This is a genomic window from Methylocaldum sp. (assembly GCF_035627495.1).
Lineage (GTDB): Bacteria > Pseudomonadota > Gammaproteobacteria > Methylococcales > Methylococcaceae > Methylocaldum.
Map to the genome: position 1 here is coordinate 1 of NZ_DASPLO010000102.1, position 15,452 is coordinate 15,452.

Here is a 15,452-nt window from a genome sequence, read left to right on the forward strand (position 1 = left end):
ACTGGCGAAAACTCAATGGCATTCCCCGCTTGGCTCAGGTTATCGAGGGAGTCGTGTTCAAGGACGGAGTTCGGGAAGACGCCGAGAAAATCGCCGCCTGAGTCCGCCCCGTACACAAAATTTGACCATTACTCCGGAATATCTCCAGCACCCGCCTCCCATCATCGGGCCGAACTATGAATGCGAAACGGACGGGCCTTAATCTAAGATGCGCATTGATACGGGACATCTCTCTCCTGTTGCCAATTTCAGACTCTGAGACTTTGGCCAATATTGTAACGCTTCCCATACTTTGCGCTTGGCGTCACCGCAGGCTCCAACATAAGGGAGTCTTTCTCCCAATAAGTCGATTAATCAATCACTAAAAGTCCGCTCGTGGCCATATCCGCTTTTGTCGGATTCAGCCCGATCTCCTCCTCGCTGAAGGGCTTCTTTCCGGGAATCGAAACGTCCCAGCTCTCCATAAAAGGTAGCATCACACAGCCGCAATTGATGGTTTCCGAGGCGGGCGCCTTGGGATCGTGGGGGTACATGAGCTGATGCCCGCCGATGATAAATGGCCGATCACGCGGCTGGATTTGCCCGTCCGCGGCATCGTGTTGCGGCCGCGAGTGAATCTTTCCCGATCGGCGCCATTGTTTCTTGAGTCCCGGAACCGTGTCGCCGGCCTGCTGTAGCCGTTCGTGGGCGGCCGTCGCGAAAACCCGGCCGATTTCGGTTCTGACGATCGTCGTCGCCCGCCTCCGGGACTGCTCCTTCAGCAGCTTGGTGATATTTGCAATCGCATCGCCGGGCGACTGTCCGCCGATCACCACCAAGCCGAGCTCGCCGTTGATCTTGGCTGCGGCGCTCGAGGCCACATCCTGAATCCGGTCGGTCATGAACGTCCGCATCGCCACAAGCGGCCTGGTATCCAGCATCGGCAGCTCGCCGATGATGCGGATGCCTCCGGCTTCCAGCGGTTTTTCGATCATGGCCTGCCCCAGCGCCCACGCCTCGCCGGATTTCGTGGCGATCACCCCGGCCGATTTCGCGCCCAGGGCCGCCAGCGCCGTCTGGATCTCCTTTTGCAGCTGCGGTAGATACCACTGCTGATAATCGCTCGGCTGTCCGGCCAGCAACGCCTTAATCTGAGCGGCGACATCGTTCAGCAGCGCGACAATCTCATCCCGCGTCCCCTTTAACAGGCCGGTACGCGCCTTTATCACCTGCGCCCGGGCCTTTTTGAAGCGCCGATCACGTTCCTTCCCGGTCATGGGCTATCGGCTGAATCGTCCGGCGGCTCGGTAAACACATCATCCTCTGCAGTTTTCGCGGCCTCCTTCTTCGCGGTCTCTAGCTCCGCCTCGGCATCGATCTCGACACCGAGCCGTCCGGCGATCGCGTTAATGAGGGAAACCGCCGTGGCCACCGTGATGAACTGTCGATCGACCGCGAGCGAAGCAGCCATCACGACTTGCTGCAATGCCGCCGCGTATTTCGTCGTATCGCGCGCCGTCATCTCTGGGAAGGCTGCCTCCACGTTCCATGCCTCCTCGGAAAAATCGGGCTCACCTTCCTCGCGTGCTATGGCCTTCTGGCGCAGCACGTATCGGCCGATCGATTCCAGGATGTACTTGATCATCCGCTGGCGCATGGACAGTACCTTAAAGGTCGGCTCGCCCATGCTCTCGCCGGTCGCCCGGTTCACGTCGCCTCCCCCGCCGTACCAATGCTCCGGCACGGTCGCTCCTCCGAGCACATGGTTGCGGAACAGCCGGGCGTTTTCGCTCGAATCCTGTGCCTTCAGATCCGGCGTAACGGCTTGCCATACCTCCGCATCATTGTGCACCCGCACCGATCCGGGCGGCGGCGGATGAACCTCCTTTGACCGCTGTTTTACCTCGTCCGGTGTCGCCCCGGTGAGCGTCACATCCCAAAGAAACGCTCGCATAAAGCTGGCGCGGTCCAGTTCGCCGAATAAGAACTGCTCGTAGCCGTCCAGCCAGTCGGTTTGCGCCAGGAGGTCGGAGCGCCCGCGGCGACCGTTGGACAGATCGTTGATGGTAAAATAAAACGCCTCGCCGTCGCTGAACGTCTGGCGGATCTCCTGGGTGCGCGCGCCGAACACCTCTTCCGGCCCGTTGATGATGGTGCGGTAGCGGCGGGCCACGCCCTTCTTGTCCTTCACCGTCACGATCCCGATCACCTGGGAGCGGTTGTCCGGATCGGTCACCACCGTTTCGATCAGCGCCGGGTCCAGATAGCCGAGCCGGATATGACCGTTCATCTCGTTGATGAACGTCGGGTAACACTGCTCGCCGTAGAGCGCCAGCTCCCGAACCTTCTGCGGCAGCTTTAGATCCATCTCGTTGATCGGGTCCTTCCAGAACCGATCGAGAACCTTTTGATTATCTTCATCCTTGACCGTGAGCTGCACGCCTTCGGCCAGCAAGTAGGCCACGGGAAGCTCGATCAGCCGGTTTGCCAGCAGATTGGACTCCCAGAGATACAGCGCCATGTCCCGCATGCGCTTCTGGGTCATGGGCGATAGGTCCCGATCGACGTCCCCGGTCAGCCGGCGCCATTGATCCTCGTCATTGTCGACGGTCACCCCGACCGCCTCGCGGAATTCGGTTTTTGCCGGCGTCGAAACGGCCTCTCGGAAGGCCGAAAACCCGTTTATGACGCGATCGAGAATATCGGTGAATGCCATCGTTACCCCTGTCTACTGCCTTATTACCCGGGCGAACATCCGGCCCAGTCGACCCAACGGGCTGCGGGTCCGATACGCATCGGGGACATAAGCGTCCCTTACCTGCTCGGCATCGCCGGCCGTTTCGCCGGCTGGCGGTTGGCCTTCCTGAACCGTGGCGAACGTCGCCAGCAAACCGGCAATCCCGGAGTCCGCGTGCCGTTTCTTGCCATCGGCGCCGCGCAGCTCCACATCGTCGCCGATCTTGGCCACGCCCTTGATCACACGAAATGCCCGGTAATCGGTCAGGATGTCGGCGTGCTTCGGGATCACCCAGGTGCGGTCCTCGAAATGCGCCTTGAGCCTGGGCGTATTCTCCCGGTACCACTCCAGGGACAGCATCACTTTGGTAATACGGCCGGGATAACGTTGCAAGGCAACTTCGGCGAGATATTCGCCGTTGCCGCGGCCGTCGAGCGCGCCGTGGCGGAACCGCGGAAGCCGGTCGGCGATATAAAAGAGAATCTGTTTTTGCTGCTCGAACGGGATATTCCGCAGCTCTACCACGAATGGCGTGCGATAACTGAGATTGGCGAGTTCCGCCAGCGGCCAGATCACCGTCAGATCCCCGGAGCGGCCAAAATCCTCGCCGAAATAATGCTGTGCGTTCGGATCGAGCTGCGCCAGCAACGGCGCCAGATGCTCCTCGCACCAGTCCTGCGTCTCGGCCTTGCGGATGTGCTCGGGTTGCAGCGTGAACGAATCCGGCTGGCTGAAGCGCAGCACCGGAATGCCGTCCTCCATGCAGCTTTCGATCAGCGCCCGGGTCAGGAACGCCCCCGATCCGGACGCCGGTACCACGTCCAATTCTTCCGCGGCATCGTCGCCATAAAAGGCGTAGGTTTCCGCGATCCAGGCCGCCTCCGCCTCGGGCGACCATCCCCGGCCGAGCTTGAGGCAGATCCGCTTGAAGAGGCCCTGTTTCACCGCTTCCTGGAACTCGATCCGATGCAAGCTGTACGGCTTTTTGCCCGCCCGGGTATCGAGCACCAGTTCGTTGAACGGATTCTGCTCGCCGTTGTGGGAGCTGATGACCCGGACCTTGCCGCCCCACATCAGGAGCGCCAGCGCCGCCTTCATCAAGCCGGGCAGATCGTCGTGGAATGCGGCCTCGTCAATGATGACCACGCCCTGCTTGCCGCGGAGGTTCGAGGGCCGTGACGACAGTGCGGTTGCACGGAACCCGGACGCGAAACGAATCACAAAGGTCAGGATGTCTTTGTCTTCATCCTTGAAAATCTCCTCCTGCATTTCCCCCGCGGCGAGCTGGTAATGCTTGGCCCAAAACGCCACGTCGCCAATGAACTCCATGGCCATATCTTTGTTGTAGCCGATGTACCAGGTATCGTCGCCGCCTGCATTCGGGCTGGAGGCCCCGGTCAACGCGGCTTCGGACGCTTCGCCCCAGGTGAGACCCACCCGCCGCGATTTCTCGGCGAGCTTCACCGGGCTCGGATCGGCTACCCAGGCTTGCTGATAGGGAAGGAGGACGGCGGGAGCGCTCATGCCACGATCCCGAGGATCTCGCGCCGGATCGTGTCGACGGCCTCCGCAGAGAGACCGCCTTGCCTTGCAACCGAGGCGACCTTTTCGGCGGCCGACTTCGCCTTGGCCTGAACCTCCGCCTGGTACTGCTTCTGCTTCACCGAGGCATTCGAAAGCCGAGCCACCATGATGCCGATATCCTTGAGATTGACCTCCTTGTCTTCATCGCTCAGGTTGACCAGCACGTCGAACGCCTTTTGCTGCACCAGCCGGATCAGCGCCTCATTCATGGCGTTGCCCTCGTCCGGCGCGGCCTCGGCGATGGCCTTGGCCTGCTCGGTCGCGACTTTTAGCGCGGAAATACGCTGCTCGAACTCCTGGCCGTACTTGTGAATGGCTGACTTGCTGATCTCGTAACCCTGATCGGCTAGCCATTCTGATAGCGCCACATAACCGGAAAACCCCGCTTCGAGCAGGCGCCGGTCGAGCTCCGCTTTAACCGGATCGGGCAACTGTAAAACGGCGGAACGTGGAGGCATAAACGGCCTTTCCTTGTTTTACCCACATGCCGGGCGCGTAATCCCGACATCCTCCATGGTCGGGTTCTCCAGATAGTCGATGCCTTTCGGCAGCAGCTTGCCCTCCCAGAACTCGCGCCCCTCCGTCAGCTCGATATAGCCTTTGTCGCTCAAATAGGTCAGGGCCTTGCGCACATCGCCTTGGGACGCCTGCAAATCGGCATCGGTCAATACGTCGGCCAAGAGACCGTCGCCGACCGGATAGGGATAGCCCGCTTCGAGGGTCTTCAAAACCCGGTAACGGATCATCTTGATCCGCGCCATCTGAAGTCTGTCGTTCAAGGTTGTCATCGCTCACGTTCTCCGATCAGCCGCTCCAGGCGGACGTTCAAGGTGTTGAGTTTCTCGCTGAGGGCGTCTTGCTTGGCATCGATCACTGCGGCGAAGCGAATCCAGTCTTCGCGCTGGACATAGGTCCTAGGCAGTTCGGCCTTAAGTTGCAGCAGCTCTCGCTCGACCTGTTGCCACTTCCTGTTTTCGTTGGCCGCTGCGGTTTCAAGGACGGCAAATTTGGTATCCCAATGTTTTTGCCCCTCTTCGCGCGCCAGCGCCTGAGCACTGAACCGTTCGTCCAGGCGTTTCTCCACTTGGCCCAGCAGTACCTTGCCGCCTGCGAATACGGCAGCGAAAAACGAAAACAGCAGCCCCGCCAGAAAGGTCAGGAGTGCCCAAAATTCAATATGCAAAGTCATTCATACCTCTTCTCTTCAGCCTCGCGGACTTCCTGGCAGCCGACGCACCGCACCGCCTTCGGAACGATCCCGAGGCGGTCGCCGCCGATCGGCGCGCTGCAGTCGCAGCACACCACGCCGTCGGCCGTGACGATTTGCGCCTCTCCGGACGCTTCGCCCGCCAGGGAATTCCGGAGAGCAATTGCCCGGTCCATCTCCTCGTACGCCTGCGCGCGATCCGCGTCATCCATCGAACGGCTCCAGCCAGATCACGGCGAGGGTTTTTCCGGGTCCTGAATCTGCCGCAGCGTCTCGGCGACGACGGCGCGCAGTTGCGATTCGTCGACCTCGACCGCTTCCAGGGTGGCCGGCGGGCCGGCGGTACCCATCCCCGCGCGGAGTGCGATGAACGACAACCCTTCGAGGATTTGCTTGGCCGCCTCACCCAGCGCCATATCGCCGGTCAGCCATAGAATCAACGCCGAAACGGCCGTGAGGCCGCCGAGCAGATAGGTGCGTTTGCCGCAGAGCGCACCGCCGTTCAGGAGGTGCCTTCGAGCCGCCAACTTTTCGTCCGGAGAGAGAGGAACCATCATGGATGTCTCATGTTGGATTCAGCCCAGCCCGCCGGGGAACTCCCCGGCGGGGGGCGCTAGTGTCTAGCCGCGGGTGCCGACAGAGGCTACGTACCCCCGGTTTAGTCGGATACCGAGGACCTAACCCACACCCGAGCATCGGCCGATCGGGTATTCGTTACGCCGGCACCGGTCCAGGGTCGTCGCCGGGGTCGGACTGATGGCAGGCCATGCAGTCAGATCCCGGCGGTCTGCCGTCGGCCACGTGAACGCCGGTGGGTATACTGGGTGCCCGCCTATCCAGCAACGCCGCGGGGCCATCCGGCGGCGTGCCGCCTGGAGCTGGGGTAGTAGATGGAGCGGGCGCGGCTTGATCCTGTGCGCAATCGATCTTGACGGCGTTCGGGAACGCCTTGGCATTGACGGCGCTGCGGATGCCGGCCCGCTGATCCGCCGGCTGCGAGCAGTACAGCGTCACCGCCTCGCCCAAATAGCCCTGCACCTGGTTGACGGCGCTGCAGCCGGACATCAGGCCGATCGTCCCGATCACCAAAAAGCCGATCGCCCCGAGCAGGGAGATGCGAACACGAGAGAGTTTTGACATAGATCCTCCGAATTTAGGTGCCGTTGATATCTCGATCTCACGGCGCCGCACCCAAAGCGCCCGATCGAGCCGAGAACGGGTTAACGCCGATATCGCTTCCAACCCTCGCGGCAAAACCATTCGGTCAGTCCGCCGGCCGGAATAGGTGAAAACGTCGTCTGATTCAAAATACGTGCGGTATCCAACGCTTGGGCCAACGGCTTAGCGTCACCCTTGGTTATCAAAAGCTCGCCGGTAGCGAGTTCGGCAGCTACGACATACTGTTTTGCGCTCATGATCTCTCCAGTTGGATGTCACACAGATGATTGGCCAGAGGCTCCATTTCGCCGCCCAGCCAGGCCGGTACGTCGAAGCCGGGGCAAATTTTCTTGGCGAATTGGCGGTGGCCGCAGATTTGAATGCCGGGATGACGCTTTTGGATTGCCTGGACGTGCGCGCGGAGCGACTCCCATTGATGGCGGGTAAACCGGTCGGTGCCGATCAGACAGACGCCGATCGATACAGTGTTCATCCCCTGGCAATGTGCGCCCACCTCGGATTCGGACCGGCCGTTCCGCACCGCGCCGTTGGTGTAGATCACATAGTGGTAGCCGATATGCCGGAGCCGCGGCTCGTGGTGGCCGATATCGGCCGGATCGCGCCGAAAGCCGCGCTCCTTATGCCAGCGGTCGATATCCTCGGCCGTAAAATGCCGCCCATTGGGCGTTGCCGCGCAATGGATGATGAGGTGTGTGATTTTGGATTTGTCCCGCCACATGGAGGGACAGATTAGGGGGACGGGGAAGCCGGGGGCAGATGAAGCGTTTCAGCGGGGATTTTCGAGCAACCCGAACAAATCGGGTTGAGAATCGGGCTCTTCGTCCCGGTACCGGGCGGCGATGTTGGCCACCTGTCGCCAGGTGAGTCCGTATTCGCGGGCGACGTCCGCTTGGGTGCGGCCCTCCCGGAGCGCTTCTACGATAGCGGCATCCCGGACGGCGCGCAATGCCCGCTCGCATTTGGGGATATCCAGCCACTCCAGGGCGAACCGGGCGCACAGGGTATAGCCGGCCTCGCCGAGGGTCTTGATCAAATGATGGTCCGGCTCCGGATTCGAGGGAAACCAGAGCCGCGTGCCGCCGTAGGCATTCACGAGCGCGAGCGCCGCCTCCAGGCCGGCGACTTCGACGAACTCCTGCACGATCGGCGGCAGCAGAGCGTTATCCATCGGCCTGGTCAATTCCATCGATATCGTCGGTCTCGGCGAGCGCTTCGTGGATCCACTGATTGCGCGCGATAACCCGGTCTTTGAGCATTAGCGGCGACAGCTTGTAGTAGTCCGGGATAGCCATGTCTCGCAGCCGTTTTACATCCGCCTCGAGGCGTTCGATTTTTCGGTGCAGGGCGTCTCGGGTCGATCTCATGGTTGATGCCTGTCGGTTTGCGGGTTAACGGGTTTCTCCAGGCGCTTCGCCCACTGCTTCAGCTTATCGATCAGCTTGGCCGCCTGTTTCTCGTCCGCCCACTGCAACGCCTCGATGCCGGTCTCGCGCTTGACCCAGGCATTGAGCGCCGCTTCGGACGGATCGCGCACCGCGCCCGCCTCGTGCAGCGCCAGCCACAGCGCCCGGATCTTCCGGTCCTGCGGCGCGTGGGCCAATCGGCGTTGCTCGCCCTTGGCTTTCGGTACCCGGACCTTGAAGCCCAGGCTCTTCATCCGCGCGAGCACGTCCTCCAGCTGGTGGACGCGCATTTCGGTGGTAGAAGTTAGGCCGGTGGTCGATCGGAGCATCTCGCGATAGACCTCGTCCTCCAGCCGGAGCTGGCCCTTGCCGATGTGGATCAGCCGGATCAATCGAGCGCGGTCGTCTGCGCTCATCTCAACCGCTCCTTAATCCGTTGCAGTTCCACCTCGGGCAGCCCGAACTCGATCCTGAGCTGCTTCGAGAGCTCCGCGACTTCCTGTTTCAAGCCGTCCCGCCTGCGCTCCGCTTTGCGGAGTTCCCTGTGCACGGCGTCCAGCGTCTTCTTCGCCCGTTCGATCTCGACACGCAGCGCGCGGTGCTGCGTGTCGAAGCTGTCCGCCCGGCGCGCCACATTCAAAAGCCAGTTAAACGGTTCGATGATCGATCCGCAGTCCTTGCAGGCCAGCGTCCGGCTCCGCTCATCGATCACTAGTTGCCAATGGGCGCAGGACAGCGCGCGCTTGAGCCCGACCATCCGGAACATCCGGCGCGGCTTGGCTTCGGCGAAGTCGATAATGTTGGAATTAATTTCCATCGGAACTCACGATCTCACAGCGCCGCCATATCCAGCGCGATCTGGCTATACGGCTGATCGGGCGCCGTGCGCTCGTACAGCCGGATATACGCTTTACTTCCCACCACCTGGTGCGAATCCTTCAGCGCCTGCATCGCGTTCTGCCAGTTGGGATCGTCGATCGACAGGCGCATCAGGGTGACGATGCGCGAGTAGTTGATGCGGCCGCGCTTGTCGGTCTGGAAGGCGTGCTCCACCAGGGCCTTGATTTCCGAGCGGCTGCCCGCAGACCATTTGTGGATGCACTGATCGATCAGCGCCTTCGCTGCGTGCATCTTCTCGTCGAAAATCATCTGGTCGGCGACGTTGATCTCCACCTTGTGGCGGCCGTCGAACGAGAGGAGCTGGATGTTGCCCTTGGTCCCGCCGATCTTCGCGTTGTACTGCTCCGCGGCGAGCTGCACGAACGCTTCCACATCGGCCGTGGCGCCGTGCTTGAAACCCTTGAGCAGCTCCTGGACGCGCTTGGCGCGGCTGACCAGCTCCTTCACCAGGCTGTCCTTCACTTTGTCGAGCTCGGAGACTTGCTCTTCCGGAACCAGGTGGCCAGCGCTGTTCGCGCGGTAGCCGGGCGGGATCGCCGCGGCCGGGTGCGGATCGGTCAGATAGGGATAGGCGTTTTCGGTCATGGTGGTCTCTCTCGTTAAATTCGTATGTAGGGTGGGTTAGCCGGCAGGCGTAACCCACCATTTGGGTTAGGTCATTTCCGAAGCGCCGCTCGCGCTGCGGCCACCTTGCCGGCGGCATCCGCGGCGGAGATCGGCGCGCCGGTGCGTTGACCTTCCGCCCGGTGCTGGCGCTGTTCCTCGCGCATAGCTTCGGCCTTGGCCACCGCTTTCTCCCCGATCCCTACGATGATCTCCAGGAGATAACCGTGGCTTTTGAGCGGCAGGCTGAGCGGCTTTTTGGCGTGGCGGTTCTGGATTTCCTCCAGGGCGGCCGCCCACACTTCCTGCGGGGCCGGCCAGATGCGGCCGTCCCGGTTGATCTGCGCGTCCTTGATCTGCGGCAGCAGCTCCCCAAGCAGCGTGGCCAGCCGGTCCAGGGAAAGCTGGCGGGTTTTCGGGCGGAACAATGCGATGTACTGGATCAGCAGTTTCCCGAGCGGTGCCGGGAGCTGCAGTGCAATCTGCACCGCCTCCCGCGCGCCGTCGTGGGCTACCACGATGTCCAGGCTCATCAGCGCCCCGCAGGATGGACAGGTCAGCTTCATCGTTTCGCCAAAGGGTAATAGTCGTCATCCGAAATCTCCTCGATGGTGTCCGCGACCAGTTCATGCTCGTCCGGCTCCGGCTCGTTCTGCCACCGGCCTAACACCCCGCTCAACACAAAGCCGATGAAGATACCAATGCTCAAAATAATCAGGATGCCGATCGCGATCATGGGTTTGCCCTCAGTTGGCCGAGTCCTAAAAAGCCGGTGGCTGGGCGAGCGCGGTTGTCTGGCTCGCGCCACTGCACCTTGCAGCCGTGATACGGCGCCGACCTTAAGACGTAGCGTTCTACGCCGTTTCCGCCGCGGCCGATCCACTCCCCACCGAGTTTCCGGCAGGCCGGCGACCAGTTGAGCGTCAGCACCGGTAGCCGTCCGAGGCACGAAACAGTCATCACCTCGATGCCGCGCGCGGCGAGATCCTCCGCCGCATCCGCCGCAAGGCGCATGGCGCGGGCGAGATTTCTATTTTTGTCGATGATGTTTTTCTTCATCTCACACCCCTTAGTTCATCTTGGCTTTAACGTCGGCCTGAGCTTGCGCCAAGACCGCCGCCGGAATAGTCGCCGCCGAAAGCAGCAGCCGCCCGATCTCCAGCGCCTTTTCCGGCAATAGCTCAATCGCGCCGACCGGCAGGCGGGTTTTCCCCATGAGTACTATCAGCACCGTCCCGCTGGTGGGAGATGCCGCCACTTGGACACCGTCGAGCGGGATGTTTTTGTTGTCGAATACCAGTTGCATGTCAGACCTCCTTAACCAGGTCCGCGCCGACTTTGGGCGCGCCGAGCTCGGCGGCGAGGTTGAGGCTGCCGGTGATCAGGTTGTTGACGGCCAGTGGGTAGAGGAGGCTTAGCCGGTCCCTGCGGTTTTGCTGGGTGAGGGTGAGCCGCGCGCGCACCGCGTCCAAGGCGTCCGGCTCGAACACCTCGGCCGGGTCCTTGCCGATCCGGCGGAGCTTGAACGCGACATAGTCCTCCAGCCGGGCATCCAAGGGCGGCAGCTCCACCACCTCGCAGCGCTGCGTGACTTCGCGCAGCTCCGGGTTGCGCTCGTCCAGACGCATGCGCAATTCCGGCTGGCCGATCAGGATGATCGATAAGAGCTTCGCGTGCCCGAGCTTCAGCTCGTAAAAGCCTTTCAGATGCTTCAGGGTCGGCGGCGCCAGCCGGTGGGCCTCATCCAGGATCAGGCAATGCCGGTTCCCGGCCTGGTGCGAGGCGATCAGGGCATCGTGCGCACGCGCTGTCTTGTTCTGGAGATCCGAGGGCCTGGGCGACGAGGGCGCGACCTTCCGCAGGATCGCGTCGAGGATGGCCCCGGCCTTGAGGCGCTTGCCCTTGGTGTCGTCGCCCTCCATTCCCACCACGTAGGGGCGGATGAGGGTAATCGACAACTCCTCCCGGACGATCCGGTCCTCGATATCGTCCGCCAGGGTCGATTTGCCCGCGCCCGATTCCCCGCACACGGCCAGAAAGCCGCCGTGCTTCGCGGTCTGGAACATGGCTTCCCGCACGTAGCGGATGTCGGGCGAGACGAACACGTCGTCGGTTTCCTGCACGTCGTCCGCGAAGGGATCGCGGAACAGACCGAAGTGCTTTTTCGCGGCTGGTGTCAGCCCTTGTTTTCGCAGTAACATAGAATCTTCCTCAGATATGGCCCCGGTCTTTGCCGGAGCGATGTCAACCGGCTGGCGGGCGTTGCACCGCTCGTCAGCCACCTCTTCGAACAGCCCGCCCGCATCCCAATCCTCGTGCCCCAGGCGGGCTTTCAATTCATCCATGATTCGGTCCACCAGCACCGCCGTGCCCGGCGTCTTCGGCCATCGCCCGTGATTGCAGATCAGCGACAGCGTCGACCGGCTCACGTCGATCGCCCGCGCCAGCTCCGCGAGGCTAATGCCGTGCTCGGCGAGGACGGCTTTCAACTTAATGGCCATGCCGTTTCCTCCCCGGCGTTGTCGCGAGGACGTGCCGGCGGGCCGTGTCGTTGATCTGCCAGATGGACTCGACGAAGCGGGTGGCCAGCGCCGCCGCGGGCGAAACGGTGTCCTGCTCCGACAGCGCCGGCTCGAACTCGACCTCGACGGCCACGTTGTCCGGGTTCTCCGCCAGCGGGTCGTCGCGCAGTTTGATGATGACGTCCATGGGCGCTTAGTCTTCCAGCCCCAGTTCCACTGCAAACCGGACGGCCACCGCCGCGACCTGGAGGGCTTCATCCACGGCCGAGGTCTCATCGTCCACCTTCACTTCGTCCCAGAGGTCGTCGAGCTCCTCCTGGATCAGTGCGTAGCCCTCGTGCAGGCTGTGTAACTCGGGAAATGTGGCGATCGACTTTTGCAGTTCGGTCCGAACCTGGCGCAGCGCCCAGCCGATGGCGTCCATTCCCAGCCCCAGGATCTCGATGTTTTCGCCGGCCTCGAATGATTCCGACGCCACCTTGCCGACGGCATTCACGACCTGCTCCACGGTTTCCGCCGGCACGCTGCCCTTCAATTCGTGAGCCACGGCCTTAACCAATTCGTCTTTCGTCATCGTCTAACCTCCTTTACTTCACGATCGCCAGCTTCGGCTGGCGGGCTTCTCCCCGGCTCAGGCGCTCGGCCAGAGCGGGCAGTTCGGTTTCGGGGACACCCTCCGGGTACTCCCGTTGAATCTGTTGGAGATGCTCCGGCCGCCACTCCACGCCCAGCCGCGCGCGCAGCCACTTGGCCGCTTGCACATGGTTGAGCGGGATCAGCTCGACCGTGGGCGCGGCGATTTGCAAATCGGTGCCGCGCTTCGCGAGGTAGGCCGGGAGCTCGGTTTCCTTGGCTTCCTTGTAGGGGTCGATCCGGCCGGCGAAAGATTGAAAATCCTTTCGGTCCCGCGCCTTTTCATCGGCCTCCAGGGTCTTCGCGCCGCTGGCCCGCATCGAAATGCGCTTGCGGTTTTGGTCGGTCTCGGTGTCGCCGGGCGACTTGAACTCTTCGCCGATGGTCGCGGTGTTGGTCCTAAATCCCCATTCGCCATTGAGCGGGTCGACCGTGCCGGTCACGTCCAGCAGCTCGATGTGCCGCTCGTGCCCGTCGGCGTCCGTCACCACCGCCATGGCGCAGTCCTCGAACGGGTGCCAGTGCAGGAAAACGTCGCCCCGGACCATGACGCCCGGCACGTCCTTGACGCTCCAGGTGCGGCCCTTGAACTCGGCGGTCAGGTCGCCGCTCACCTTGCGCTTCTGCGGCTCGTCGGTCGCCAGGGAAAGCAGCACCGACTCGGGCTGGGTCTTGATCAGCTCGTGCTGGCGGATGTGCATCCAGGCGTCGAACCGGGTCATGCCGTGGCGGGTGTGGGGCTTGGTGGCGTTCCACCAGAGCTGGAACACCTCGGCCGCCTGGTTGAGCTGCTCGAAGCTCCGGATCGCGGAGCGCTGATCGCGGAGGCCGTGCTCGAAGGCCATTTCGACGCGGTTCTGAGCACCTTCGACGCTGCCCTTGGCCCTGGCGTTGCGCCGCTTGTTGACGATCAGGTGGATGCCGAGCCGGGTGCAGAAGCGCTTGACCAGTCCGCCGGCCGTGGCGCCGGGGTCGACCATCAGAATGGCCGGCCGGCCGTGGAACGGGTCGCTCGGGCTGGCCTTGGGCGCCATAGCCCAGGCCAGGAACCGGACGGTGTGCTCGGCGGTCTCGGCGTGCGGGTAATAGCGCCAGCGGATCACATTGGTGGCGTGGTCGGTCAGCACGTAGCGAATGACGCGCTTTTCCTCGATCGCCTTGAGGTTGTGCGGCTTGTTCTTGTAGTGCACGGCCGGGTCGAGTTCCTCGATCACCGCCCCGCCGCCCGGCAGGTAATAGAGCACGCAGACCGAGCCGTCCACCTGCCAGACATGGTTCGGGTGGAGGCTCCTGAGCGATTGGTGCGGCGTCGGCCGGCGGAGCTGCTCCGGGTGCACCCCGTAGCCGCGAAGGGCGCGGGCGATCGCTGAATAGGATAAGGGCCGGATTTCGCCGGTCACGACGTCCAGCCGCTCCGCGCGGATCTCGCCGTTGGCCCGCAACACGTCCACCGCCGTTTCCAGGGTGCGCCCGCGTTTCTCGTTGAGCCGGTAACCCTCCATCAGGTAGGCGCTGACCGTGTCCGCTTCGGCGCGCGGCAGTTCGTAGTCGCCACGGTCCGCGCGCTTCTTTCGGTCGCTCACGGTCACCCGCTGCAGCAGCCGGTAGAACGCCGGTTTCGATAGGCCGAGTTCGGCGGCGCCGGCTTCGACGACCGGCCCCTTCTCGCTGTGCGGCGTCTCGGCCAGGCGCTTGGCGTAACGGTCGGCGACGCGGAGGCGGTGCAGGTCCATGATCAGTTCACCGTACCGGCTTGGGCGTTCTGTTCCGCGAGATCGGCGTTGATCTTCGCCCAGATCTCGCGGTCGTCGTCGCCGGCCGCTTCGCGGAAGAGCGAGACACCATCTTCGGCAGGCAGCACGTCGACGTCCTTGCCCACCATCCGCGCCATGGAGACGATTTGACCTAAAGCCTGGGCGACCAGCAGCCGGGCGTGCTCTTGCTGCTCGGGCGTGTGTACATCCAAAACGGCGACGATGCGGGCCATCAGGCCGGTTTGGATCTTCACCGCGATGGCGAGTGCTTCGTTCTGCAGGTCCAGGACGTAGCGCGAGGTGTGGTCCTCGGGCTCGGCGTACTGGCGCTTGTCCAGCTTGGTGGAGAGTTCGTCGATCTTCTCGTTCTTGGCCGCGATCAGCTTGGCTTTGGCGTCGAGGTCACCTTTGAGGTCAGCGAGTTGCTTCTGGTTATCGGTCTTGGCTTTGCGCAATGCGGCGCGGAGCTCGGTGGGCGACATGCGATCTATTTCATCCAGCTTCAGGCCGCGGACGGTTCCGCCTTCGCCCAGCTCTTGGATTTCATCGTCGTCAAGGGTCGCTAATTCGATGAGCTTGGTTTTGGATGGCGATTTCAAGCGCGACACCAGCGTCGTATTTGCCAGCTTTACCGCTGCCGCCATCAATCTCTGCGCAGCCCTTGGGTGGATCCCGATCTGATCGAGCGTATTGAGCCAATCCCCATGCGGCTCGTGCTCTTTTAGCTGAACGAGCCGCCTGCCGGCTTCAAGCAAGGTCTCCGCGGATTGAGCGAGATAGAATCGAGTCTCTTGGATGACTCGATCGCGCTGGTACGGAATGATGTCGCCAAAGCGTTCGTCGATCTCGTGAGTCAGCGCGGTGTATTCCCTGGACACGTGCGCCAACTCGTTGCCGGCGTCCGTTACCACGTGTTCGTCCAGCTCGGTCTCAGTGGGCTTTCTCGACATG

Annotated in this window: 25 protein-coding genes; all 25 read right to left on the bottom strand. The window is 62.6% G+C overall.

The features are described from left to right. Window positions 1-350: 350 nt before the first annotated feature. The 25 genes from VEB01_RS08625 to VEB01_RS08745 all read right to left on the bottom strand — a co-directional run bounded on the left by VEB01_RS08625 (window position 351) and on the right by VEB01_RS08745 (window position 15,451). The gene (locus VEB01_RS08625) at window positions 351-1,256 is read right to left on the bottom strand and encodes a phage minor head protein (RefSeq protein ID WP_324874587.1); all 906 of its coding nucleotides are present in this window, start codon (window positions 1,254-1,256) and stop codon (window positions 351-353) included. Next, window positions 1,253-2,695, bottom strand: coding sequence for a hypothetical protein (locus VEB01_RS08630; RefSeq protein ID WP_324874589.1), 1,443 nt, complete (start codon window positions 2,693-2,695; stop codon window positions 1,253-1,255). Before VEB01_RS08630 ends, VEB01_RS08625 begins: the two co-directional genes overlap by 4 nt. Window positions 2,696-2,707: 12 nt before the next feature. Further along, window positions 2,708-4,240, bottom strand: a complete 1,533-nt coding sequence (locus VEB01_RS08635; protein ID WP_324874591.1) for a hypothetical protein — start codon at window positions 4,238-4,240, stop codon at window positions 2,708-2,710. Further along, the gene (locus VEB01_RS08640; RefSeq protein WP_324874593.1) at window positions 4,237-4,758 is read right to left on the bottom strand and encodes a DUF3486 family protein; all 522 of its coding nucleotides are present in this window, start codon (window positions 4,756-4,758) and stop codon (window positions 4,237-4,239) included. Before VEB01_RS08640 ends, VEB01_RS08635 begins: the two co-directional genes overlap by 4 nt. An 18-nt stretch (window positions 4,759-4,776) precedes the next feature. Next, on the bottom strand, window positions 4,777-5,088 hold the full coding sequence (locus tag VEB01_RS08645) for a hypothetical protein (RefSeq protein ID WP_324874595.1): 312 nt from the start codon (window positions 5,086-5,088) through the stop codon (window positions 4,777-4,779). Further along, the gene (locus VEB01_RS08650) at window positions 5,085-5,489 is read right to left on the bottom strand and encodes a hypothetical protein (protein ID WP_324874597.1); all 405 of its coding nucleotides are present in this window, start codon (window positions 5,487-5,489) and stop codon (window positions 5,085-5,087) included. The genes VEB01_RS08645 and VEB01_RS08650 overlap by 4 nt, the downstream gene beginning before the upstream one ends. After that, complete coding sequence (locus VEB01_RS08655; RefSeq protein WP_324874598.1) at window positions 5,486-5,719, bottom strand: TraR/DksA C4-type zinc finger protein; 234 nt, start codon at window positions 5,717-5,719, stop codon at window positions 5,486-5,488. Before VEB01_RS08655 ends, VEB01_RS08650 begins: the two co-directional genes overlap by 4 nt. Window positions 5,720-5,737: 18 nt before the next feature. Beyond that, window positions 5,738-6,064, bottom strand: coding sequence for a hypothetical protein (locus VEB01_RS08660; protein WP_324874600.1), 327 nt, complete (start codon window positions 6,062-6,064; stop codon window positions 5,738-5,740). 157 nt (window positions 6,065-6,221) lie between these two features. After that, entirely contained in the window at window positions 6,222-6,647 is a 426-nt protein-coding gene (locus VEB01_RS08665; protein ID WP_324874602.1) for a hypothetical protein, read from the bottom strand. Window positions 6,648-6,727: 80 nt separating this feature from the next. Then, window positions 6,728-6,922 (bottom strand): hypothetical protein, encoded by a 195-nt coding sequence (locus VEB01_RS08670; RefSeq protein WP_324874604.1) that lies wholly within the window; start codon window positions 6,920-6,922, stop codon window positions 6,728-6,730. Then, entirely contained in the window at window positions 6,919-7,404 is a 486-nt protein-coding gene (locus VEB01_RS08675) for an N-acetylmuramoyl-L-alanine amidase (protein ID WP_324874606.1), read from the bottom strand. The genes VEB01_RS08670 and VEB01_RS08675 overlap by 4 nt, the downstream gene beginning before the upstream one ends. 48 nt (window positions 7,405-7,452) lie before the next feature. Continuing rightward, a complete protein-coding gene (locus VEB01_RS08680; RefSeq protein WP_324874608.1) occupies window positions 7,453-7,854 on the bottom strand; it encodes a Mor transcription activator family protein in 402 nt (133 codons plus the stop codon). Further along, window positions 7,847-8,050 carry a hypothetical protein gene (locus VEB01_RS08685; RefSeq protein ID WP_324874610.1) on the bottom strand — a complete coding sequence of 68 codons (204 nt, stop codon included), beginning with the start codon at window positions 8,048-8,050 and terminating at the stop codon, window positions 7,847-7,849. Before VEB01_RS08685 ends, VEB01_RS08680 begins: the two co-directional genes overlap by 8 nt. After that, complete coding sequence (locus VEB01_RS08690) at window positions 8,047-8,505, bottom strand: gp16 family protein (RefSeq protein ID WP_324874612.1); 459 nt, start codon at window positions 8,503-8,505, stop codon at window positions 8,047-8,049. The genes VEB01_RS08685 and VEB01_RS08690 overlap by 4 nt, the downstream gene beginning before the upstream one ends. Further along, window positions 8,502-8,906 (bottom strand): tropomyosin, encoded by a 405-nt coding sequence (locus VEB01_RS08695; protein ID WP_324874614.1) that lies wholly within the window; start codon window positions 8,904-8,906, stop codon window positions 8,502-8,504. The genes VEB01_RS08690 and VEB01_RS08695 overlap by 4 nt, the downstream gene beginning before the upstream one ends. Window positions 8,907-8,920: 14 nt before the next feature. Then, window positions 8,921-9,574 (bottom strand): DUF3164 family protein, encoded by a 654-nt coding sequence (locus VEB01_RS08700; protein WP_324874616.1) that lies wholly within the window; start codon window positions 9,572-9,574, stop codon window positions 8,921-8,923. Between the two features lie 71 nt (window positions 9,575-9,645). Further along, on the bottom strand, window positions 9,646-10,158 hold the full coding sequence (locus VEB01_RS08705; protein ID WP_324874618.1) for a hypothetical protein: 513 nt from the start codon (window positions 10,156-10,158) through the stop codon (window positions 9,646-9,648). Beyond that, window positions 10,155-10,328 (bottom strand): hypothetical protein, encoded by a 174-nt coding sequence (locus VEB01_RS08710; protein ID WP_324874620.1) that lies wholly within the window; start codon window positions 10,326-10,328, stop codon window positions 10,155-10,157. Before VEB01_RS08710 ends, VEB01_RS08705 begins: the two co-directional genes overlap by 4 nt. Beyond that, entirely contained in the window at window positions 10,325-10,651 is a 327-nt protein-coding gene (locus tag VEB01_RS08715) for a hypothetical protein (protein WP_324874622.1), read from the bottom strand. Before VEB01_RS08715 ends, VEB01_RS08710 begins: the two co-directional genes overlap by 4 nt. Window positions 10,652-10,661: 10 nt before the next feature. After that, on the bottom strand, window positions 10,662-10,898 hold the full coding sequence (locus VEB01_RS08720) for a hypothetical protein (protein WP_324874623.1): 237 nt from the start codon (window positions 10,896-10,898) through the stop codon (window positions 10,662-10,664). Window position 10,899: 1 nt separating this feature from the next. Further along, window positions 10,900-12,093 carry an AAA family ATPase gene (locus VEB01_RS08725; RefSeq protein WP_324874625.1) on the bottom strand — a complete coding sequence of 398 codons (1,194 nt, stop codon included), beginning with the start codon at window positions 12,091-12,093 and terminating at the stop codon, window positions 10,900-10,902. Then, window positions 12,083-12,301, bottom strand: coding sequence for a hypothetical protein (locus VEB01_RS08730; RefSeq protein ID WP_324874627.1), 219 nt, complete (start codon window positions 12,299-12,301; stop codon window positions 12,083-12,085). The genes VEB01_RS08725 and VEB01_RS08730 overlap by 11 nt, the downstream gene beginning before the upstream one ends. 6 nt (window positions 12,302-12,307) lie before the next feature. After that, a complete protein-coding gene (locus tag VEB01_RS08735) occupies window positions 12,308-12,688 on the bottom strand; it encodes an HU family DNA-binding protein (RefSeq protein WP_324874628.1) in 381 nt (126 codons plus the stop codon). Between the two features lie 13 nt (window positions 12,689-12,701). Beyond that, window positions 12,702-14,480, bottom strand: a complete 1,779-nt coding sequence (locus VEB01_RS08740; RefSeq protein WP_324874629.1) for a hypothetical protein — start codon at window positions 14,478-14,480, stop codon at window positions 12,702-12,704. 2 nt (window positions 14,481-14,482) lie between these two features. After that, complete coding sequence (locus tag VEB01_RS08745) at window positions 14,483-15,451, bottom strand: hypothetical protein (RefSeq protein ID WP_324874631.1); 969 nt, start codon at window positions 15,449-15,451, stop codon at window positions 14,483-14,485. Window position 15,452 lies beyond the last annotated feature (1 nt).